We start from the raw sequence: 21,565 nt of genomic DNA, 5'->3' as shown, positions 1-21,565 counted from the left end.
TTTTCAGATCCGCTGTGGGAGGGGGCGTAAAAAGCGCAGGCCCGATGGTATGCTCGCCGCGCCACGCGCTGGCAATCCAGGGAACACTCTTTAAGGAAGGGGATGACGGATGATCGATTTCAACAACAAAGGCTTTTTCAAACTCAAGCAAAACAACGAGTACGCGGAGCGAGTCACCGCGCTGCTGCTGGACGGCGAGCATGTCATTGATGCCTATAAATCCATGCGCGACGGCGTGGTGTTTACCAACAAGCGAATCATCGCGGTGAACGTGCAAGGCATCACCGGCAGCAAAAAAGACTTCACTTCGTTGCCTTACAAAAACATCGTCGCCTACTCCGTGGAAACCTCGGGCACCTTCGACCTGGATTCTGAGCTGGAAATCTACTTCTCGGCGCTGGGCAGAGTGAAGTTTGAATTCACGGGGAGGACGTCGATGGTCGAGATTTCCAAACTCATCTCACAGCATCTGTTGGGCTGAACCCGGATTTTAACGGTCATTGCGGCGAGCTCCAATGCGAACGCCGATTACCCAGAGAGAACGACATGAGCCAGACGCTGGAACGCGCCATTGCCATCGCCGCCACCGCGCATGAGGGGCAGGTCGACAAGGGCGGTAGCCCTTACATCCTGCATCCGCTAAAAGTCATGTTACGGGTCAACACGCTGGAAGAACGCATCGTCGCGGTGCTGCATGACGTGGTCGAAGACAGTGGCATCAGCCTTGATGACCTGCGCAAGGAAGGCTTCAGCGAAGCCGTTCTGACAGCCATCGAGTCGGTGACCAAAGTGGCGGGTGAGTCCTATGAAGCCTTCGTCGAACGCGCGGCGCAGAACCCGATAGGCCGGGTGGTGAAACTGGCGGACCTTGAAGAGAACAGCGATCTGTCGCGGATAGCGCAGCCGTCGTGGGAAGACCTGGAACGTGTTGAGAAATATCGACGAGCGATTGGCGTGTTGCGTTCCTGACAAGCCGAACCAATAGATCAATTGCGCCCCGCACTGTGTAGCAGCTGGCGCAGCCTGCGTTCGGCTGCGGAGCAGTCGTTAAACCTCAACACACGGTTTTCCTGAAGCATCGCATTGTCTGGACATCACGACTGCTTCGCAGCCGAACGCAGGCTCCGCCAGCTGCTACACAGTGCGTGTTGCGGCGCAAGTAACCGAGATTACTGCGCAATGAAGTCGCGAATCGCTCGAATGGTCTGCGTTGGCGCTTTGCCCTCTCCCTGGCAGGAGAGGGCGGGTGCCAGACTTAGGTGTGATGAATTTCCCGATCCTTGGTTTCCGGCAGGAAGAACGTGCCAAGAATGGCCGTCATCACAGCGATGACAATCGGGTACCACAGCCCATAGTAGATATCACCCGTGGCCGCCACCATGGCGAACGCCACCGTGGGCAGAAAGCCGCCGAACCAGCCGTTGCCGATGTGGTAGGGCAGCGACATCGAGGTGTAGCGGATGCGCGCCGGGAACAGTTCCACCAGCCAGGCGGCGATCGGGCCGTAGACCATGGTCACGTAGATCACCAGGATGGTCAGGAGCAGCAGCACCATTGGGTAGTTGGTCTTGGCCGGGTCGGCCTTCTCGGGGTAGCCGGCGTCCTTGAGCGCGGTGCCAAGCGTGGCGGCGAAGGCGTCGTTCTTGGCCTTGAAGTCGGCGCCCGGCATGCCGGTGCCCTCGAAGCTCTGGATCACCTTGTCGCCGATGCGCACCTGCGCGACGGTGCCCGGTTCGGCCTTCTCGTTCTTGTAGGGGATGGCCTTCTTCGCCAGCACGGTCTTGGCGAGGTCGCAGGAGCTGGTGAATTTGGCCTTGCCCACCGGGTCGAACTGGAACGAGCACTGGCCGGGATCGGCGACCACCGTGACCGGGTTCTTCTCCTGCGCGATGAACACGTCGGGGTTACCGTATTGGGTCAACGCATGGAAGATCGGGAAGTAGGTCACTGCCGCCAGGATGCAGCCGGCCATGATGATGCCCTTGCGGCCGATGCGGTCGGACAGGCTGCCGAATATGACGAAGAACGGCGTGCCGATCAGCAGGGAGCCGGCAATCAGCAGGTTGGCGGTTTGCGGGTCGATCTTCAGCGTCTGCAGCAGGAAGAACAGCGCATAGAACTGCCCGGTGTACCAGACGACGGCCTGGCCGGCAGTGCCGCCGAGCAGGGCCATGATCACGATCTTGAGGTTGTCCCAGCGGGCGAAAGATTCGGTCAGCGGCGCCTTGGAGGACTTGCCTTCGGCTTTCATCTTCAAGAACACCGGCGACTCGCTGAGTTGCAAGCGGATGTACACCGAGACGATCAGCAGCAGGATCGACAGCAGGAACGGAATCCGCCAGCCCCAGGCTTCGAACGCTTCGGTGCCGAGTGCCGTGCGGCAAGCAAGGATCACCAGCAGCGAAAGGAACAGCCCAAGGGTCGCGGTGGTTTGAATCCACGAAGTGAAGTAGCCGCGTTTGCCTTTCGGCGCATGCTCGGCGACATAGGTCGCCGCGCCGCCGTACTCACCGCCCAGGGCCAGGCCTTGCAACAGGCGCAAGGAGATCAGGATGATCGGCGCCGCCACGCCGATGGTCGCGTAGCCGGGCAAAAAGCCCACCACGGCCGTGGAGATACCCATGATCACGATGGTGATGAGGAAGGTGTGTTTGCGTCCGATCATGTCCCCCAGTCGGCCGAACACAATGGCGCCGAAGGGGCGTACCGCGAAGCCCGCGGCGAACGCGAGCAGCGCGAAGATGAAGGAGGTTGTCTCATTGACGCCGGCGAAGAAGTGCTTCGCAATAATTGCGGCGAGAGAGCCGTAAAGGTAGAAGTCGTACCACTCGAACACGGTGCCCAGGGACGAGGCGAAAATGACCTTGCGCTCCTCCTTGGTGATCCCGTGGTGGGGCGCGCTGCTCGTGGAAGTGTTGTCGATTGCGGCCATGAGTCTTCTCCGTCGTTCTTGTTATAGGCCGGAGTACCTCGTTACTTTTTTGCCGCACCCAGGCCCTGGGGCTGATGTCGTCGGATTACGGATTGCGCGAAGCATGCACACAGGCTGACGGCCTCGCATCGCTGCAAGGTTTCCTGAAGCATAATCGGCTTCGCGCAGATATCCACTCGCCATCACGCTCAACCCCGGGCTGACACACCGCTGGAGGTGTGAAGACTCACGTCTTGATCACGTACCCATAGGCTCGAATGCGATCACCTTCCTGTTTCAAGTACACGCCCTGCAGTTCCGGCGTGAAGCCGGGCAGTGAGTTGATACCTTCCTCCAGCGCCAGGAAGTACTTGAGCACCGCACCGCCCCATATTTCCCCGGGCACCACGCAGAGCACGCCGGGTGGATAGGGAAGGGCACCTTCGGCAGCGATGCGACCTTCGGCGTCTGCCAGCGCCACCAGTTCGACGTTGCCACGGATGAATTCGAACTGTGCTGTTTGCGGGTTCATCGCCTTTTTCGGGAAGTGTTCCTTGCGGAACATTGCCTTCTGCAATTGCTGGACGTTGTGGGTGCGGTAGAGGTCGTGCATCTCCTGGCAGAGTTGGCGAATGGTGTAGTTGCGATAGCGCTCCTGATGCTTCGCATAGATGGCCGGCAACACCCGGCTCATTGGCGCGTCATCACTGATGAAGCGTTCAAAGCGCGCGATCTGTGCGGCGAGATGAGTCATCTTCGCCCAGTCTTCAGCAGGGGTGAGCAGGAATAGAATCGAGTTCAGGTCGCACTTTTCCGGAACGATGCCATTCTCGCGCAGGAAGTTGGCGAGGATGCCGGCATGGATACCGAAGTCGGTGTAACTGCCATCGATCGGGTCGATGCCGGGCGTTGTGAACAGCAACTTGCAGGGGTCGATGAAGTATTGCTTGTCGGCGTAACCGCCAAAGGCATGCCAGCGATCCTTCGGATGGAATTCGAAAAACCGGATGTCGTTGGCGATGTTTTCGGTCGGATGGTCCTGCCAGGGGCGCCCGTCAATGGTGTCCGGCACGAAGGGGCGAACCAGGGTGCACGCTTCCAGAATCAACTTGCGCGCCTCGATGCCGAACTTCACACAGTCTTCCCACAGGCGCAGGCCACTGCGGCCGGAATGGATGCGCGCGTTCACATCCAGTGAGGCGAACAGCGGGTAAAACGGGCTGGTAGAGGCTTGGGCCATGAAAGCGTTGTTTAGCTGCGCATGGTTGCAATAACGGGCCTGGCCCTTGATATGGCGATCTTTTTTGTGGATCTGCGACGCCTGGGAAAACCCCGCCTGCTGTTTGTGCACCGATTGGGTGACAAAGATGCCGGGATCGTTTTCATGCAGATCCAGCAGCAGCGGCGAGCAATCCTTCATCATCGGGATGAACTGTTCGTAGCCCACCCACGCCGAGTCAAACAGGATGTAGTCGCACAGTTTGCCGATGCGATCGACGACTTGCCTGGCGTTGTAGATGGTGCCGTCATAGGTGCCCAGCTGAATGATCGCCAGGCGAAACGGCCGTGGCAGCTCGGCCTTGTCCGGTGCAACTTCACGGATGAGTTCGCGCAGGTAATCTTCTTCGAAACAATGGGCGTCAATCCCGCCGATGAACCCATAAGGGTTGCGCGCGGTTTCCAGGTAAACCGGGGTCGCCCCCGCCTGGATCAATGCACCCTGGTGATTGGATTTGTGGTTGTTGCGGTCGAACAGCACCAGGTCGCCAGGCGTGAGCAGCGCATTGGTGACCACCTTGTTGGAGGCCGATGTGCCATTGAGCACGAAGTAGGTCTTGTCGGCGTTGAACACCTGCGCCGCGTGCTTTTGCGCCAGAAGTGCCGGGCCTTCATGGATCAGCAGATCGCCAAGTTTTACGTCGGCGTTGCACATGTCGGCGCGAAACAGGGTCTCGCCGAAGAAGTCGAAAAACTGCCGGCCAGCCGGGTGTTTGCGGAAAAACTGGCCGCCCTGGTGACCCGGGCAGGCGAACGTCGCGTTGGCTGATTCGGTGTAGTGCTTTAGCGCGTCGAAGAAGGGCGGCAGGAGACTTTCTTCATAGGCTTTTGCCGCCGTCTCCAATTGGTTGCCATGGTATTCGGCGTTGTTGCGCGAGGGGTCAAAAATGCCATTCACCTGAAGCAGAACATCTTGCAGGTGCTTGTAAACCTCCCGGGCGCGGTTGCCGGAACCGGGGGAGGCGACGAGAAAAATGGGGATATCGAAACCGGTACGTTGCAGGACGCCCAAGGCGTCTCCCAGCACATCCTCCACAGAGAACACCGCAACCGCGACGTCGGTGTAGTCGGTTTGATTGAGCGGAATCACTTCTCGGGAGGTCTGGAAACAATCGAACGCGGAATCACTGGCGGCTATTTTCAGGGTTTTCATGCGAGGAATCTCCTAGCGGACAGTCACTTGTCGGCTTTTTTCAAGAGATCAATTTAGCGAGGGAGACTTCAAGGTTCCCTGATCCAAATCATGTAGACACTGGTTATAGACCATGTTTGGCAAGGCTTATGGCTTTTCTACCGGTGTTCCCCAAGCACCGCGGCGCTCGACCCCTCTGATTCGCTAACCCCTTGGTTTCCGCTGATCAGGCGTGGCCCAACGCAATCGCGAACGAGACCACGATCATGCAGGCAAAGGCAAAATTTAGATTCATGAAGTTTTCATCCAAAACATGTGTGATGGCGCCATCTTGAATAGGTCACAAAGAAATAAAAAATTCGGCTTCATGATTTGAATCATCGAAACAATTGATAGCCGGCTGGTTTGTGTTTACCCCGCGCTTTGGCTAGTCTCGCACAAACACGCAATTACACGCAAAAGCGGGCAAAAACATGCACGATTCACACTCAGCCGCCGAACTCCCTCATCTGCGCCGGCAAAAAATCCTGCTCATCCTCGAACGTGACGGCAAGGTCATGGCTAGTGAGCTTAGCCAGCATTTCGTGGTGTCCGAAGATACTATTCGCCGTGATCTGGCGGAGCTGGCCAGCGCCGGGCTGGTGCAGCGGGTGCACGGCGGGGCGCTGCCGCGGCCCAAGGACACCGGCAAGGATTATTTCACCCGCGTCAGCGAAACCGATGAGGTGAAAACACACTTGGCGCAACTGGCCGCACGCCACGTACACAACGGCCAGATTGTGATTTTCGATTCGGGGAGCACGACGCTGCAGATCGCCCGTTCTCTACCTTCCGACATTGCCATTACGGCCGTCACCGCCTCGCCGATGATCGCGATCACCCTGGCCGAATACAAAGGCATCACGGTGATTCTGGCCGGCGGACAACTCAACCCCGCGACCCTGTCGGCCAGCGGACATGAAACGTTGCGGCTGATCGAGGGCATCAAGGCTGATCTGCTGTTCACCGGCGTCTGTGCGATTCACCCGGAAGTCGGCATCAGCTCCCTGCATTTCGACGAGGTGCCGGTCAAACAGGCAATGCTCGCCAGCGCTTCCCATGTCGTTGCCGTTACCACCGCCGACAAACTGGGGGCGGTAGAGCCGTTTGTTGTTGCGCCGTGTCAGCGCATTCACACCCTGATCACCGAGCGCCACGTGGCGTCGGGCAATGTCGAGGACTATCAAAAACTCGGGATTGAGGTGGTGCAGGTGGAGGCGTGAAGCGCGTCATGCTTCAGCCCCCGGTCACCGGCGGAAAAAAGGCGATCTCGTCAAAGTCCTCGATTGCCTGATCCGGGTGGCACAGCTCCTGGTTCAGGGCGCACATCAGGTTGCTTTCACCCAGCACCTCTGCCCAGACACCGCCGCGCGCGATCAGCAGTTGGCGGACGTCGTCGATGCTTTTGAGGGTGGCGGCCAATGGCAGCTTTTCACCGCCAAGGTTCAGCTGCTCGCGATAACGAGCGAAGTAACTGATCAGAATCATTGTGCGTCCTCCCACTGGAATTTCCCCGAACGGCCACCGTGTTTGCTGAGCAGACGGATTTCGCCGATGACCATGCCGCGATCCACCGCTTTGCACATGTGGCCGCCATGATGCCGGCGATCCGGGCGACGGTAAACACATCGCCTTTCGGGTGGCCGTCGTTCTGAATCAGCTTCAAAGTCTCGGGGCGCATACGCACCCAGGCGTGTGCCTGGGCTTCACGCAGGGTCGAAGTTTTTTCACTCACATCGACCATGTTCGCGCGGCCCTGGCTGTCGAGGTGGGTCAAGCGGTTGGATGGGGTATTCGCGTTTTCTGTCATGTCTAACTCCTGCGCTCACAAGAGAGCGCTAATCCCGTTAAACCGGGCTGTAAATGCGTGGCGCGTTTCGATGGGGGACGTGGATCAGGTTCAGGCGATGTTTGAGGGCCCACTGCACGGTCAGCGCGGTGGGCGCCAACAAGCTGACCAGCGTGCCAAGCTTCGCCCTGACGGCTTTGTGAATGAGTTCCAGGCTGCAGCGGCTGGTCACCACCGTGAAGCCGCTGCGCGTATTGATGCCGGCGTGTTGCAGGGCGCCGATCAATTTATCCAGCGCGTTGTGGCGGCCGATGTCTTCGCGGCACAGCAGCGCCGCGCCGTGAGCATCGAAGTACAGCGCCGCATGCAAGGCACCGCTGCTGCGGGCCATTTGCTGAGCCTGTTCGATGCGATCGCGGATGCCGCGCAAATGCTCCGCCGGTGGAAGCGCGGCAGGGTGCAGAATCTCCAGTTGCGGCAGCGCCTGCTCCAGCGCTTCCACGCCGCACAAGCCGCAACCGCTGGTGCCCGCCATTTGCCGGCGATGATTTTTCAGTGCCCAGAAAGCGCGATTGGAAATCTGCACATCCGCCTGACAGGCCTGGTCGAAATGTGAGAGACGGACATCGTAGATTTCGCTGAGGTCTTCGACGATGTCGTTGCTGACGCTGAACCCGCGAATGAAGTCCTCGAGGTTACCGGGCGACACCATCATCACGGCCTGGCTCAGACCGTTGTAAGTGATAGCGAGGGCAATCTCGGAGGCCAGCGCCGCTTGAGCGACTGACGCGTTCGAATCGTATTCTTTATAAGTGACGTGCAAAGGCTTTGGCGCAGGTGCGTTTGCGTCGGTTAGTTCACGTGTTTGTTCAACTTGGCACGCCATGATAAATCCCCGCAGCACTGGACTAAGTTCAGGCTACGGATATTCAACGAGTGCGTCTAATCGCTTGTTCCGATTCGGTGATTGGTCGCGTCGATCACCCTGTCCGATATGAGTTATTAGTTGTGAATAATCAGTATTAACTTTTTGGGCTGAAAAGCAGTTTGGCTTCAGCAAAACATTTCTCGGCAATGGCCGATCGAGGCTCGGTTTTGCGCATGACGAGGCCCAGGGGCGCAAGCACACTGGCATCCGGCAGGTTGATGAACGCCAGATGCTCGATGGGTTCCTCCAGACCGCTGTCCAGCGGCATGATGGCGCAGCAAAAGCCTTCGTGAATCGCCTGGAGCAACTGGTACGTCGAATCGCTTTCCAGTATCGGCTGCGGATTGAGTCCACGGCTGCGGAAACTCAGATCGATGGATTTTCGATAGTGCATGCCGTTGCTGATCATCCCCAAGGGCAGTTCGGCGGCGTCTTCCCAGCTCATTTCAGTGCCTTCGAAATGGAAGTGCCGCGTGTCGTACAGCAGGCCGACGCGGGTCTCGCCGATTTCGAAAGACTCGAAATAATTCGGATTGACGTGATCCAGGTAGCACACGCCCAGGTCCAGTTGATTGTTGCCAAGACCTTCGATGATCTCGTCTGAACTGAGGGAGCACAGGCTGAATTTCAGCTCGGGAAAGCTGCGGTTAAGGCCCTGAATGTAGCTGACGGGATTGAAGCTGCTCAGCGGCACCAGGCCCAGACGCAAGTTGCCGACCAACTGGCCACGGCACGCGGCGGCTTCAGCGAAGAGCCCGTCGTGGGCGGCCAGCAATGTCTTGGCCCATGCCAGCACACGCTCACCGGCCTGGGTAAAACCCTCGAAGCGTTGGCCCCGGGTGACCAGCACCAGGTCCAGTTCATCCTCCAGGTTGCGCAAGCGCATGGACAGGGTTGGCTGAGTGATGTGGCAGCGCGCGGCGGCCTGCCCGAAGTGTCGGGTCTGCTCCAGGGCAATCAGGAACTTGAGTTGTTTGATGTCCATGATGGCACCTGCTGACGGAGGAATGAGAGGTAAGTATTGACTCAGGTGCCGTAGACACAAGGCTGGGCTGATGGCGTTAGGCGCAGACGATCTCACTGTCCTTGTCATGCGTCTAATCAGCAGTATTTAAGGGGTTATCGATGGGCTCTATCAGCGGCGGGTTATTTACACTTGATACACACTATTTATCGATAGAGGCGCTCGATAGTCTGGTTGGTTAGAGTGATTAGACAGTCAGCGTTTAAGCGCTTTAGTCTCTGAAAGTTATTTAACTTATATCGGTCGGAGAATGACATGAGCGTGAAATCGGATGCATTGTTTATACCGTTGAATATTGCCGTGCTGACTGTCAGCGATACCCGTGAATATGCCAATGACACGTCCGGGCAATTACTGGTCAGCCGGTTGCTGGAAGCCGGTCATACCCTGAGTGAACGAAACCTGTTGAAGGACGACCTGTACAAAATCCGCGCGCAAGTCGCGCACTGGATTGCCCATGAAGGGATTCAGGTGGTGTTGATTACCGGGGGCACCGGGTTCACCGGCCGCGACAGCACACCTGAGGCGGTGGCCTGCTTGCTGGATAAACAGATTGATGGCTTTGGTGAGTTGTTCCGGGCGATTTCCATCCTCGACATCGGCACGTCCACGGTGCAGAGCCGGACCTTGGCCGGGCTGGCCAATGGCACGCTGGTGTGCTGCCTGCCAGGGTCCACAGGCGCTTGCCGCACGGCGTGGGAAGGCATTCTTGCTGAGCAACTGGACGCCCGCCACCGTCCGTGTAATTTCGTGCCGCACCTCAAGCCTGTGCAAGCCTGCGGGTCACGGGGATGAATCGGTCAGCGCTGATGCCGGTGGAAGAGGCCATTGCGCGGTTGCTGGAGATGGCTGAGGCACAACGTCTTCAAGACAGCGAGCCCGTTCTTTTGAGCGAAGCTCGGCAACGGGTGCTGGCCAATGATTTACTGGCGACGATGGACCTGCCGCCCTGGCCGAACAGCGCCATGGATGGTTATGCCCTGAATGTGAACGACTGGCATGGCGAACCACTGACCGTGTCGCAGCAGATTTTTGCCGGCCGCGCCCCCGAAGCGCTACGCCCGGGAACTTGCGCCCGCATCTTCACCGGAGCCCCCGTACCGTCAGGGGCCAACTGCGTGGAGATGCAGGAAAACACCCAGGTGCTGGACGACGGCCGCGTCAGCTTCAAGCAACCGCTGGCGATGGGTGACAATATCCGCCCGCAAGGCCAGGAGAACCGTGCCGGGCAAGTACTGCTGCTGGCCGGCAAGCGATTGGGGCCTTTCGAGTTGGCGGTCGCTGCGGCTCAGGGCTGCACCCATGTGCACGTCGTGCGGCGGCCACGGGTCGCCTTGCTCTCCACGGGTGATGAGCTGGTCGATCCAGGAACGCCGCTCAAACCCGGCAGTATCTACAACAGCAACCGCACCTTGTTGAGCCATTGGCTGAGTGCATTGGGTTGCGAGGTCATCGATGCCGGCATTCTTCCTGACGATGCCCGGCAGACGCGTCTCAAGCTCGAACAGTTGCAGCACGCGGCGGACTTGATTCTGACCACGGGCGGGGTGTCCGCCGGTGACGCCGATTGCCTCGGGCAGGTGCTGCGTGAGTGCGGTAAGCCGCTGCTCTGGAAGCTGTCGATCAAACCGGGCAAGCCGTTGACCGTGGGCCATTTTGGCACCGTGCCCGTCATCGGACTGCCCGGTAACCCGACGTCGGCGCTGGTGACATTTGGCCTGTTGGCGCGACCTTATGTGTTGCGGATTCAGGGTGTCGAAGACGTCACGCCATTGAGCTTCCCGATCAGCGTCGGCTTTGCCTGGCCCAAACCGGGCAGCCGCCGGGAGTACCTCAGAGCCCGTTTGGAGGCGGGTCGAGCGGTGCTTTATCCGAACCAGAGTTCCGGCGTGTTGCTGGGCGCCTCATGGGCGGATGGGCTGGTGGAAATTCCAGAGGGCTGCACGCTGGAAGTCGGCGACACGGCGCGGTTTATTCCCTTCAGCGAATTGTTCTAAAACACGTAACGCACTCTGTAGCAGCTGGCGAAGCCTGCGTTCGGCTGCGAAGCAGTCGTGAAATCAGGCAATGCGGTCCTTCAGGGCTACCTCATTCTCAGGTTTTACGACTGCTTCGCAGCCGAACGCAGGCTTCGCCAGCTGCTACAAGGTGTGTGTTGCCGGGGAAATTACTTCACTGGCGGGCATTAACGAAACCCATCAACTAAGCACATAGTCCACCGGCTCCAGCTGCGGTGGCAGTTGCGTCACGCCAAGCGCCGCCAGCACATCCCGTTCGACGCTGCGCACCAATGCATCGGTGGGCAGGTCGTTTTCATCGCGCCCGAATGGGTCTTCCAATTCATCGCCAATCGCATCCAGACCGAAAAAGGTATAGCTGACAATGGCGGTGAAAATCGGTGTCAGCCAGCCCAGCGGCTCGGCCATCGCGAAGGGCAGCAAAATGCAGAACAGGTAGATGGTCCGGTGCAGCAGCAAGGTGTAAGGGAAGGGCAGCGGTGTGTGTTTGATCCGTTCACAGACCGCTTGCACCTGGGTCAGGCGGGTCAAATGGTTGGCCATGAGCGTATAGCGCCATTCATTGATCGCCCCTGACTCGGCGAGCGCCGAACACTGTTGACCAACCTGCAGCAGAATCTGCCCGCTGAAATCCGCCGCGTTGTCCTTGGGCACCGGGTTCAGCCATTCACCACTGGCCGCCAGTTCGTTTTCTTTGCGCAGTTTTGCATTGAGCGCATGGGCGAAGCCGCAGAGGTTGCTGAGGATATTGTGTCGCTCGTTCGCGTCCTTGATGACCTGGGTTTCGCGCACCATCGAGCGAATGTCCACCAGCATGTCGCCCCAGGCTTTGCGCGCTTCGTACCAGCGGTCGTAGCAAGCGTTGTTGCGAAAGCTCATGAAGATCGACAACGACAAACCGAGCAGGGTGAAAGGCGTTGCACTGACCTTGGAAAAATAGCTCGGGTGCAGTGTTTCGATGAGTACGATGGCCGAAGCGAGCAGCGTTACCAAAAGGCTGCGCCAGGCAATTCGTTTGGCGATCGAGCCCTTGAGTGAAGTCAGGACGCCGATCAGATTGGGTTTGGGTCTAACGATCATGGTGTTCAGCCGCCCGTCATGTTCATGAAGCGAACCACCTGGACATCGTCGTTCACTTCGAAATTGTGCCGATAGGGTTTGAGTTTCATCGCCTCGATGATGGCTTTTTCCAGGCGCTCGGGATGGCCGGGGTGGCTGCGCAATACGGCCTTGAGATCGACGGAGTGCTCATTGCCCAGACACAGCAACAGACGACCTTCCACCGTCAACCGAACCCGATTGCAGGTGCCGCAAAAGTTGTGGCTGTGGGGCGAAATGAACCCCAGACGAATCTGCGGTGCCTCGGTCAGGCGCCAGTAGCGCGAAGGGCCTTGAGTCGACTCGGCGGACTCGATCAACGTGTAGCGCTCGGCGATCGGTTCACGTACCTGGTGGCTTGCGTAAAACGACTCCGCGCGGCTGTGTTCATGGATGGTGCCCAGCGGCATTTCTTCGATGAAAGAAATGTCGAGATTTCGGTCGATGGCAAAGCTCACAAGGTCGTTGATCTCGTGGTCGTTACGGCCCTTCATCACCACGCAATTGAGTTTTGTGTGGCGAAATCCCGCGGCGTTGGCCGCGTCGATGCCTTTGATGACCTGCGCCAGATCACCGGTGCGCGTCAGTTCACGAAAGCGTTGCGGGTCCAGGCTGTCGAGGCTGATGTTGAGCCGTTTGACCCCGGCCTCGAACAAGGGCGCTGCAAGCTTGCCCAACTGCGAGCCATTGGTGGTCATGCACAGTTCACGCAGGCCTGGCAGGGCGGCGATCTTTTCGCACAGTTGCACCACGCCCGGACGAATCAGCGGTTCGCCACCCGTGAGGCGGATCTTGCGAGTGCCCAACGCCACGAAGCTCTCGGCCAGTTGGTAGATTTCTTCCAGGGTCAGTACCCGTTGGCGTGGCAGAAACTGCATGTCTTCAGCCATGCAATACACGCAACGGAAATCGCAGCGGTCGGTGACAGACATCCGCAGATAGTCCACACGCCTGGAGAACCCATCGATCAAGACTCGCTCTGACATGACATCCTCGCCTGCATCCGTGAAATGAGTATTCCGCTATTAACGGAGTTGTTGAGCGCAGGCTAAGAGCAACTAGAGAGGGCGTCCAATCACTATTAATGACCGGCTGATCGACAGGGTCGATGAAGGATTTATTTAAACGATTAAAGTTGTTTTATGTAGATTCAACTGGCTGATTTAAAACGGAAAAAACTCATGATAGATGTCCTCGATAATGCAGTCGTAAATAGCGATTAGACAATATTTAATCCCCGTTCATATTCTTTCTCCGTCAATCGAACAAAGACCTGAATCAGGTCGAAGCCTGTGTGCATTGTCACGGAGAATTACCATGTCTCAAGTCGACCGTTACAAACCCTACAAAGGCGCCGCCGCCGGTTGGGGCGCGTTGATCAGTGTCACCAAGAACTGGTTAAGCAGTGAAAATGCCCTGAAAAACATTCGCGCCATGCTCAAGACCAACCAGAACGGTGGCTTTGACTGCCCGGGTTGCGCGTGGGGCGAGTCGCCGGAAAGCGGCATGGTCAAGTTCTGTGAAAACGGCGCCAAGGCCGTTAACTGGGAAGCGACCGGTCGCTTGGTCAACCCGGCCTTTTTCGCCAAGTACAGCGTCTCGACGCTGTCCGAACAGAGCGACTATTGGCTCGAGTATCAGGGGCGACTGAGCCATCCGATGCGCTATGACGCCGCCACCGATCATTACGTGGAAACCACCTGGGACGAAGCGTTCGCCCTGATCGCCCGGCACCTCAATGCGCTGGAATCGCCGGACCAGGCCGAGTTCTACACCTCGGGCCGGGCCAGCAACGAGGCGGCGTTTCTCTACCAATTGTTCGTACGGGCCTACGGCACCAACAACTTCCCGGACTGTTCCAACATGTGCCACGAAGCCAGTGCCGTCAGCATGGTTGAAAGCCTGGGCGTGGGCAAAGGCACCGTGGTGTTTGACGATCTGGAGCATGCCGACGCGATCTTTGTCATCGGCCAGAACCCCGGCACCAATCACCCGCGGATGCTTGAACCGCTGCGCGAGGCGGTCAAGCGCGGGGCACAGGTGATCTGCATCAACCCGCTCAAAGAGCGTGGGCTGGAGCGTTTCCAGCATCCACAGCACCCGATCGAGATGTTGCTGAACGGCTCCGAGCCGACCAACACCGCCTACTTCCGTCCGGCGCTGGGCGGGGACATGGCGGTCATGCGCGGCATGGTCAAGTTTCTCTTGCAGTGGGAGCGCGAAGCGCAGGCCACCGGTGGTGAGCCGGTATTCGACCATGCCTTCATCGCCGAACACACCTCGGGAATGGACGCCTACCTGGCCGAAGTCGACGCGACCACTTGGGCGCACATTGAGCAGCAATCCGGCATGACCCTGGCCGACATCGAACTGGCCGCGCGCATGTACGCCAAAGCCAAGCGCGTGATCATGTGCTGGGCGATGGGCCTGACTCAACACACGCACTCGGTGCCGATGCTGCAGGAAGTCATCAACCTGATGTTGCTGCGCGGTAATGTCGGCCGTCCCGGCGCTGGCCTGTCGCCGGTTCGCGGTCACAGCAACGTGCAAGGCGACCGCACCATGGGCATCAACGAACTGGCACCGGTCGAATTGCTGGATGCGTTGGAAAAACGCTTTTCGTTCAAACCACCGCGCGAGCATGGCCACAACACTGTCATGGCGATCGGCGCGATGGAGCAGGGGCTTTCAAAAGTGTTTATCGCCCTGGGCGGCAACTTCGCTCAGGCCACCCCTGACACGCCGCGTACCCATGCGGCCTTGCGCAAATGCGACCTCACGGTGCACATCGCCACCAAACTCAACCGCAGCCATTTGGTCACCGGGCGTGAAGCGCTGATCTTGCCGTGCCTCGGCCGCACCGACATCGACGTGCAAGCCGAGGGGCCGCAAGGCGTCACCGTGGAAGACACCTTCAGCATGATCCACATCTCCCATGGTCAGTTGAAACCCAAATCGGTGCACCTGCGTTCAGAGCCGGCGATTGTTGCCGGGATCGCCGCCGCCACGCTGGGCAAGCATCCGATCGACTGGAACTGGGCCATCGGTGACTACGGCCGCATCCGCAACATGATTGCCGACACCATTCCCGGCTTCGAGGATTTCAATCAACGACTGCTGCACCCGGGCGGTTTCCATATGCCAAACGACGCGTCGAATCGCCTCTGGAAAACCGCGACCGGCAAAGCCCGATTCATCCCGAGCGTGTTGCCGGAACATCTGATCAGCGAAGGTGTGCGCAATCTGAAAGTGAAGCCGCATCTGATCTTGCAGACCATGCGCTCCCACGATCAGTACAACACCACGCTGTACGGTCTGGACGATCGCTATCGCGGGGTTTACGGCATGCGCGATGTGGTGTTTGCCAACGAGCAAGACATTCGCCGACTCGGTTTCGAACCGGGGCAGAAAGTCGATCTGGTGGCGCTCTGGGACGATGACCGCGAGCGTCGGGTCAGCGGTTTTACTCTGATCGCGTACGACATTCCGGCCGGTCAGGCGGCCGCGTACTACCCGGAGACCAATCCGCTGGTGCCGCTGGAAAGTTACGGTGACCGTACGTACACCCCGACTTCCAAGTTCGTCGCCATCCGGCTCGAGCAAGCGGGCGCGAGTAACGTGATTACGTCTTCCGTCGCGTAGTTCAAACCGGGGCGGCCATCCACGCCGCTCCTGTTTCACCGAGAACCTTTCGACACGTGTTGGCTGCAGGCCTTACGGCCTGACGGTGGCCCGACCGTGTGCCGCATTTTTTTCAGCATCGATGAGGATATTCATCATGTTTAACCTGGAGGCACTGGACCTGGCGCGAATTCAATTCGCGTTCACGGTTTCGTTCCACATCATCTTTCCCGCCATCACCATCGGCCTGGCCAGTTTTCTGGCCGTGCTTGAAGGGCTTTGGCTCAAGACTCACAACGACACCTACCGTGATCTCTACCATTTCTGGTCGAAGATCTTTGCCGTCAATTTCGGCATGGGTGTGGTCTCGGGGCTGGTCATGGCCTACGAGTTCGGCACCAACTGGAGCCGCTTCTCGGACTTTGCCGGGAGCATCACCGGCCCGTTGCTGACCTATGAGGTGCTCACCGCATTCTTCCTGGAGGCCGGTTTCCTCGGCGTCATGTTGTTTGGCTGGAACCGGGTAGGGCGCGGTTTGCACTTCTTCTCGACGGTCATGGTGGCGATCGGCACATTGATTTCGACGTTCTGGATTCTCGCGTCCAACAGCTGGATGCAGACGCCTCAGGGTTTCGAGATTGTCGACGGCCGGGTCATGCCGCTGGATTGGCTGGCGATTGTGTTCAACCCGTCGTTCCCGTTCCGCCTGGCGCACATGGCGATTGCCGCTTTCGTGGCCACCGCGTTTTTTGTCGGCTCGTCGGCGGCATGGCATCTGCTGCGCGGGAATGACACCAAACAAGTGCGCAAAATGCTGTCGATGGCGTTGTGGATGGCGTTGATCGTCTGCCCGATTCAGGCCGTGGTGGGTGATGCCCACGGGTTGAACACCCTGGAGCACCAACCGGCGAAAATTGCGGCCATCGAAGGGCATTGGGAAAACAACAATGACGAACCGACGCCGCTGGTGCTGTTCGGCATCCCCGACATGCAGGCCGAGAAAACCCGTTACGCCCTGGAGATTCCGTACCTGGGCAGCCTGATTCTGACCCACAGCCTGGACAAACAAATCCCTGCGCTCAAAAGCTTCCCGAAAGAGGATCGGCCCAACGCGACGATTATCTTCTGGAGTTTCCGCGTCATGGCCGGCCTGGGCATGTTGATGATTCTTGCCGGCGCGCTGGGCCTGCTGTTGCGCCGCAGCGGTGGCATTTATCGCAATCGCTGGTTCCTGCGCTTCGTGCTGTGGATGGGGCCAAGCGGTCTGATCGCCATGCTGGCCGGCTGGATCACCACGGAAGTGGGGCGCCAACCCTGGGTGGTGTATGGCCTGATGAGAACCGCCGATGCCGCGTCTCATCACACCGCCATGCAGCTGAGCATTTCGTTGGCGCTGTTTGTGTTGATCTACTTCTCGGTGTTCACGGTGGGGATCGGCTACATGATGAAACTGGTGCGCAAAGGGCCGCAACCGCATCACGAGCATGCGGTTGGGGACACTTCCGGTCAGGTGGTCACGCCGCGCAGGCCGCTGTCCGCCGACGCCGAAAACCTCGCAACCGACGCCCGCGTCAATTGAAGAAGGGGAGTTGAGTCATGGGTATTCAAGGTATCGATTTATCATTGATCTGGGGCGTGTTCATCGCCTTCGGGGTGATGATGTACGTGATCATGGACGGGTTCGATCTGGGGTTGGGCATCCTGTTTCCATTGATCCCGGATGCACGGGAACGCGATGTGATGATGAACACTGTCGCACCGGTCTGGGACGGCAACGAGACCTGGCTGGTGCTGGGTGGCGCGGCGCTGTATGGCGCCTTCCCGCTGGCGTATTCGGTGATTCTGGAAGCGTTGTACCTGCCGCTGATCCTGATGTTGTGCGGGTTGATTTTTCGCGGCGTGGCTTTTGAGTTTCGCTTCAAGGCCAGCCCTGAAAAACGCCATATCTGGGACCTCGCGTTTATCGGCGGTTCGCTGTTGGCGACGTTCTCCCAAGGTGTGGTCATCGGCACTTACATTGCCGGCATCCCGGTGGTTGATCGGCAGTTCGCCGGCGGCACGCTGGACTGGCTGGCACCGTTTCCGTTGTTCTGCGGTTTTGGTCTGGTCGTCGCTTACGCACTGCTGGGCAGTACCTGGTTGCTGGTCAAGACCGAGGGCATGCTGGAATCGCGGATGCGCCTGTTCACCCGACCTCTGGCCTGGCTGTTGTTGGCGGTGATCGGAGTGATCTGCGTGTGGACGCCGATGCTGCACCCGGAGATTGCAACGCGCTGGTTTGCCCATGCGCACCTGGCGGTGTTCGGTGCGTTGGCGGTATTGGCTTTGCTGGCGATGTTCGGGCTGCTCAGAACCTTGCGTCAACGCCACACCCATTGGCCGTTCGCCTTTACCCTGATGCTGGTGTTTTTGGGTTACATCGGCCTGGCGTTCAGCATCTGGCCGAACATCGTGCCGCCATCGATCAGCCTGTGGGCCGCAGCATCGCCACCCTCCAGCCAACTGTTCATTTTGATCGGGGCCTTGTTCATTCTCCCGATCATCCTGATGTACACCTGCTGGAGCTACTACGTGTTCCGCGGCAAAGTGAGGATCGGTGATGGCTACCACTAAATCGCGTCAACCTGAACCCGCGCGCTGGTACCGGCGCCTCGGGTGGCTTGTGTTTATCTGGTTGGGCAGTGTGCTGGCGTTGGGTGTCGTGGCGGGGGCATTGCGATTGTTGATGCATGCGGCCGGGATGAGTACCCACTGACGATCGCTGCAAAAAGAAACCCGGAGCCCCATGACAGGGCTCCGGGTTTTTTCTATCGGGCGTCCCGAACTTACGGCGCCCCGAACATCGCCGTCCAGTAAATCCCCGGATCACTCTTCGGATCAACCGCATAGGCCGCGCCCAACTCCCGGTACTGTGGGTTCATCAGGTTCGCGCAGTGACCGGCGCTGGACACCCAGCCATCGACCACCTTGCGCACGGTGTCTTGGCCGGCAGCGATGTTCTCGCCGACCTGTCCGCCGCTGTAACCGGCCAATTCAGCCCGGTCACCCGGCATGCGGCCATCGCGGTCCTTGTGATCGAAGTAATTGTTGTTGGCCATCGACCGGGCGTGCTCCTCGGCCGCCGTCGCCAATGCGGCGTTCCAGGCCAGTGGCGTGGCGGCGGCAAAGGATTGCGTGCCGCACTGGCGCGGCTGACTGCGTGCGATGTTGAGTTCGGCCAACAGCTTCTGACCTTCCGACTGCCAGTCGCCCAGGCGACCGCTCAACAGTGGCCGCGCCAGCACGATGCGCCACTCGCGGTCCTGGTGGCTGACGCCGACATCGACGAATTGCGGGTCCAGCACGATCTGGCAAAAACTTTCCTGAATGGCTTTCATCGCCGACGGCGCATCGCGGGGCCCGGACAGGCTGATCGCCTGTACATTCTTCATCGGATAACCCGCGCTGGCCATTGCCTGCTGCAGATTGCCGACACTGTTGGCGTTCAACGCCAGCCGTGGGTCGCCGGCCAGCGGTGGCAGTTCCTGCGACACCTGACCCGCGCAGCGCTGCACCTGGCTGCGGTAGAGGTTAATCGAATCAATCAGTTGTTTCTCGTCGGCCGCCAATGTGTTCACGGCGAACAACATCCCCAGTGACAACGTGGCAAGACACATAGCAGATGATTTGACGCGCATGGAAATCCCCTTGAGCTGACTGCGCCCATGATGCGCGATTTCATCCCCGCGAGCGCAATGACTTTTCACGCCCCAAGACTGTTTTTTTGTCCGTCTGTTGGAATGAATTCTGACAACTACAATCAAGCAAAGTCGCCAGTGTGGCGTGCTTCCGGTTCCGTCCGAAGGGTCGATCATGCGAGTTGTCTGGATAGCCACCTGCTTGGCAATAACCCTTCTCGCCGGCCAGGCTATCGCGTCTGAACAGGAACAAAAAAAGGAAGTGGCTGAGGACAAGGCCGAGGTCCTTGAGCAGAAAGCCGCGGAGAAGGGTACCGATGTACCGGTGCCCAGGTCCGAAGCCATCACCACCTCCGAAGTGCAGGCGGTCGATCCCGCCGGCGCGTCGCCACTGGACGATGCAATCACCTGTATGGCCCGCTCGATCTATTGGGAATCCAAAGGCAAATCGTCCGCCGACATGGAAGCCGTCGCCAGCGTCGTCATGAACCGCCTGGACCATGAGGGCTTTCCGGACACGGTATGCGCCGTGGTCAAGCAGGGTTCTGAAACCAAAAATTGTCAGTTTTCGTGGTGGTGTGACGGACGCTCGGATCGGGTCCAGGAAGAAACCCAATACGCGATTGCCAAGGAAATCGCGCGCAAGGCGCTTAATAAGCAACTGAAGGACCGAACCCACGGCGCGATGTACTTCCACGACCGGAAGGTGAAACCCGCTTGGGCGAGGAAATACATCAAGACCACCGAGACCTCGATGTTTCTTTTTTATAAGCCGCGTGGTGGGTCGGCGAAGTAGGGATGTTCGCATGAGCGAGGTCCACGCCATCCTCAAAGCCTATGGCTTCAAACTCGGGAATCCAGGCGTATATTGATAGTGTCGATCCAGATAGTTGAGGCGATAGTCAATCGTCGGTGGTGTGACAGGCGAGAGCGCTGGGGGAGCTAGATATCCCGGAACGTTTGGAGGTGTTACATGAGCCAATATCAACGACTCTTTCTGATAGCCGGTCCAGGCATGCGTCATACCCCGGCGTTGGAGCGAGCTGTCGCCATTGCCGAAGCCACTGGCGCAGCGCTGCACATCACGGTGTTTATCGAAGACTCCAACCTCTTGGGTTTGAAGAGCGCTGGTGCACGTTTTCGTGAGGCCTGTCAGCAGGAGAACGAAAAATGGTTGAAGGATGAGGCCGATCTAATACGCGCGCGCGGGGTCATGCTGAGTACCGAAGTGCTTGTTACGCGAACCGCGCTGCAAGAAATACTTCGGCATGTGGCAGAAATGCAGCCGGATCTGGTTATCAAGGACGTGCAACACGAGTCAGCGCTCAAACGCGTTTTCATTACGCCTCTGGATTGGCACCTGTTGCGCGAATGTCCGGTGGCGGTGCATCTGGTCAGCGAAGTCAGGTGTCCACTTCCGCGGGTGGTAGTGGCGGCAGTCGATCCGTCACAACCTGAGACTCAGATCACCGGCATCAACGACCGCATCATCCAGGCGGCGAACGGATTGTCCATGCAATGCAGCGCGGAACTGCATCTGCTGCATGCCTACGATCTATCACGGACACATATATCCGACGCAGGCGCTGGTGCAGTGACGATGCCAGGTTTCAACAGCGAAGTGCGCAAGTCACTGCAAAAGTCATTTATCGCCTTGGCTGACCACTATGGTGTGCCCACTGAGCGACAACACTTCGTTGAAGGGCCACCTGGCAAAGCGCTGGCCGACTTTGCAGCGCATCACCGGGCCGATGTGATCGTCATGGGAAATGCGCATCGCAAGGGACTGGGCAAATGGGTGGGCAGTACGACGGAGCATGTTCTGTATCAAGTGCCCTGCAACATTTTCGCCGTTACGGGGTCTGCGGATCAGTGAATGGAGTGGAACTGCCGGAAAATTTCGACACGCTGCGCTTAAACCGGGCTTTACTGAAATAAGGTGTGCAGATTGCCGTGGGCTGCATTTTCTCGGCATCGGGCAAGTACCGTAACTGTCTGCGAATGAACTTCGCTTCCAGGGCAACACAGGAAATCGATTGAGGACGAGCCC

General features: G+C 58.6%; 19 protein-coding genes and 2 pseudogenes. 12 read left to right on the top strand and 9 right to left on the bottom strand.

Features of this window, described 5'->3' with window-relative positions; all coding sequences use genetic code 11:
* Positions 1 to 109 precede the first annotated feature (109 nt).
* The gene (locus KGB23_RS19695) at positions 110 to 481 is read left to right on the top strand and encodes a PH domain-containing protein (RefSeq protein ID WP_223432271.1); all 372 of its coding nucleotides are present in this window, start codon (positions 110 to 112) and stop codon (positions 479 to 481) included.
* 65 nt (positions 482 to 546) lie between these two features.
* Complete coding sequence (locus tag KGB23_RS19690) at positions 547 to 969, top strand: HD domain-containing protein (protein ID WP_223432270.1); 423 nt, start codon at positions 547 to 549, stop codon at positions 967 to 969.
* 286 nt (positions 970 to 1,255) lie between these two features.
* Here the strand turns inward: KGB23_RS19690 and KGB23_RS19685 are convergent, their stop codons facing one another.
* Together KGB23_RS19685 and speF are read right to left on the bottom strand one after the other, a co-directional pair.
* A complete protein-coding gene (locus KGB23_RS19685) occupies positions 1,256 to 2,932 on the bottom strand; it encodes an MFS transporter (protein WP_223432269.1) in 1,677 nt (558 codons plus the stop codon).
* Between the two features lie 226 nt (positions 2,933 to 3,158).
* The gene (gene speF / locus KGB23_RS19680) at positions 3,159 to 5,342 is read right to left on the bottom strand and encodes an ornithine decarboxylase SpeF (RefSeq protein WP_223432268.1); all 2,184 of its coding nucleotides are present in this window, start codon (positions 5,340 to 5,342) and stop codon (positions 3,159 to 3,161) included.
* 452 nt (positions 5,343 to 5,794) lie between these two features.
* Between speF and KGB23_RS19675 the strand changes: the two genes are divergently transcribed.
* Positions 5,795 to 6,583, top strand: coding sequence for a DeoR/GlpR family DNA-binding transcription regulator (locus KGB23_RS19675; protein ID WP_223432267.1), 789 nt, complete (start codon positions 5,795 to 5,797; stop codon positions 6,581 to 6,583).
* 13 nt (positions 6,584 to 6,596) lie between these two features.
* Here the strand turns inward: KGB23_RS19675 and KGB23_RS19670 are convergent, their stop codons facing one another.
* The 4 genes and pseudogenes from KGB23_RS19670 to KGB23_RS19655 all read right to left on the bottom strand — a co-directional run bounded on the left by KGB23_RS19670 (position 6,597) and on the right by KGB23_RS19655 (position 9,062).
* Positions 6,597 to 6,848 (bottom strand): MoaD/ThiS family protein, encoded by a 252-nt coding sequence (locus KGB23_RS19670; RefSeq protein ID WP_223432266.1) that lies wholly within the window; start codon positions 6,846 to 6,848, stop codon positions 6,597 to 6,599.
* A pseudogene (locus KGB23_RS19665) lies at positions 6,845 to 7,170 on the bottom strand (cyclic pyranopterin monophosphate synthase MoaC). The gene KGB23_RS19670 and the pseudogene KGB23_RS19665 overlap by 4 nt, the downstream one beginning before the upstream one ends.
* A 37-nt stretch (positions 7,171 to 7,207) precedes the next feature.
* A complete protein-coding gene (fdhD, locus tag KGB23_RS19660) occupies positions 7,208 to 8,035 on the bottom strand; it encodes a formate dehydrogenase accessory sulfurtransferase FdhD (protein WP_223432265.1) in 828 nt (275 codons plus the stop codon).
* Between the two features lie 136 nt (positions 8,036 to 8,171).
* Entirely contained in the window at positions 8,172 to 9,062 is an 891-nt protein-coding gene (locus tag KGB23_RS19655; protein WP_223432264.1) for a LysR family transcriptional regulator, read from the bottom strand.
* Between the two features lie 294 nt (positions 9,063 to 9,356).
* Here KGB23_RS19655 and moaB point away from each other — a divergent pair, with 294 nt between their 5' ends.
* Together moaB and glp are read left to right on the top strand one after the other, a co-directional pair.
* Positions 9,357 to 9,896: a molybdenum cofactor biosynthesis protein B gene (moaB, locus tag KGB23_RS19650; RefSeq protein ID WP_223432263.1), complete on the top strand. Its 540-nt coding sequence runs from the start codon at positions 9,357 to 9,359 to the stop codon at positions 9,894 to 9,896.
* Positions 9,893 to 11,098, top strand: coding sequence for a gephyrin-like molybdotransferase Glp (glp, locus tag KGB23_RS19645; RefSeq protein ID WP_223432262.1), 1,206 nt, complete (start codon positions 9,893 to 9,895; stop codon positions 11,096 to 11,098). Before moaB ends, glp begins: the two co-directional genes overlap by 4 nt.
* A 201-nt stretch (positions 11,099 to 11,299) precedes the next feature.
* On the opposite strand, the gene KGB23_RS19640 is transcribed toward glp, so the two are convergent.
* Positions 11,300 to 12,199, bottom strand: coding sequence for a bestrophin family protein (locus KGB23_RS19640; protein ID WP_223432261.1), 900 nt, complete (start codon positions 12,197 to 12,199; stop codon positions 11,300 to 11,302).
* A 5-nt stretch (positions 12,200 to 12,204) separates the two neighbouring features.
* Positions 12,205 to 13,203, bottom strand: a complete 999-nt coding sequence (gene moaA, locus KGB23_RS19635; protein ID WP_223432260.1) for a GTP 3',8-cyclase MoaA — start codon at positions 13,201 to 13,203, stop codon at positions 12,205 to 12,207.
* Positions 13,204 to 13,534: 331 nt separating this feature from the next.
* Here moaA and KGB23_RS19630 point away from each other — a divergent pair, with 331 nt between their 5' ends.
* The 4 genes from KGB23_RS19630 (at position 13,535) to KGB23_RS19615 (ending at position 18,593) form a co-directional block, all read left to right on the top strand.
* Positions 13,535 to 15,859, top strand: coding sequence for an FdhF/YdeP family oxidoreductase (locus KGB23_RS19630; protein ID WP_223432259.1), 2,325 nt, complete (start codon positions 13,535 to 13,537; stop codon positions 15,857 to 15,859).
* A gap of 136 nt (positions 15,860 to 15,995) precedes the next feature.
* Positions 15,996 to 17,417 carry a cytochrome ubiquinol oxidase subunit I gene (locus KGB23_RS19625; RefSeq protein ID WP_223432258.1) on the top strand — a complete coding sequence of 474 codons (1,422 nt, stop codon included), beginning with the start codon at positions 15,996 to 15,998 and terminating at the stop codon, positions 17,415 to 17,417.
* Between the two features lie 17 nt (positions 17,418 to 17,434).
* On the top strand, positions 17,435 to 18,451 hold the full coding sequence (cydB, locus tag KGB23_RS19620; RefSeq protein WP_223432257.1) for a cytochrome d ubiquinol oxidase subunit II: 1,017 nt from the start codon (positions 17,435 to 17,437) through the stop codon (positions 18,449 to 18,451).
* Complete coding sequence (locus KGB23_RS19615) at positions 18,438 to 18,593, top strand: DUF2474 domain-containing protein (protein WP_223432256.1); 156 nt, start codon at positions 18,438 to 18,440, stop codon at positions 18,591 to 18,593. Before cydB ends, KGB23_RS19615 begins: the two co-directional genes overlap by 14 nt.
* Before the next feature lie 70 nt (positions 18,594 to 18,663).
* On the opposite strand, the gene KGB23_RS19610 is transcribed toward KGB23_RS19615, so the two are convergent.
* The gene (locus KGB23_RS19610) at positions 18,664 to 19,515 is read right to left on the bottom strand and encodes a CAP domain-containing protein (RefSeq protein ID WP_223432255.1); all 852 of its coding nucleotides are present in this window, start codon (positions 19,513 to 19,515) and stop codon (positions 18,664 to 18,666) included.
* A gap of 175 nt (positions 19,516 to 19,690) precedes the next feature.
* Between KGB23_RS19610 and KGB23_RS19605 the strand changes: the two genes are divergently transcribed.
* The 3 genes and pseudogenes from KGB23_RS19605 to KGB23_RS19595 form a co-directional block, all read left to right on the top strand.
* A complete protein-coding gene (locus KGB23_RS19605) occupies positions 19,691 to 20,311 on the top strand; it encodes a cell wall hydrolase (RefSeq protein ID WP_223432254.1) in 621 nt (206 codons plus the stop codon).
* 177 nt (positions 20,312 to 20,488) lie between these two features.
* Entirely contained in the window at positions 20,489 to 21,391 is a 903-nt protein-coding gene (locus tag KGB23_RS19600; protein WP_223432253.1) for a universal stress protein, read from the top strand.
* A gap of 5 nt (positions 21,392 to 21,396) precedes the next feature.
* Positions 21,397 to 21,555, top strand: a pseudogene (locus KGB23_RS19595) (PLP-dependent aminotransferase family protein); the annotation flags it as partial.
* Positions 21,556 to 21,565: the final 10 nt, after the last annotated feature.

This window comes from Pseudomonas sp. GL-B-26, assembly GCF_019947405.1.
GTDB lineage: Bacteria > Pseudomonadota > Gammaproteobacteria > Pseudomonadales > Pseudomonadaceae > Aquipseudomonas.
Note: the sequence above shows the minus strand (reverse complement) of the source record. Positions and strands in the feature narration are given on the sequence as shown.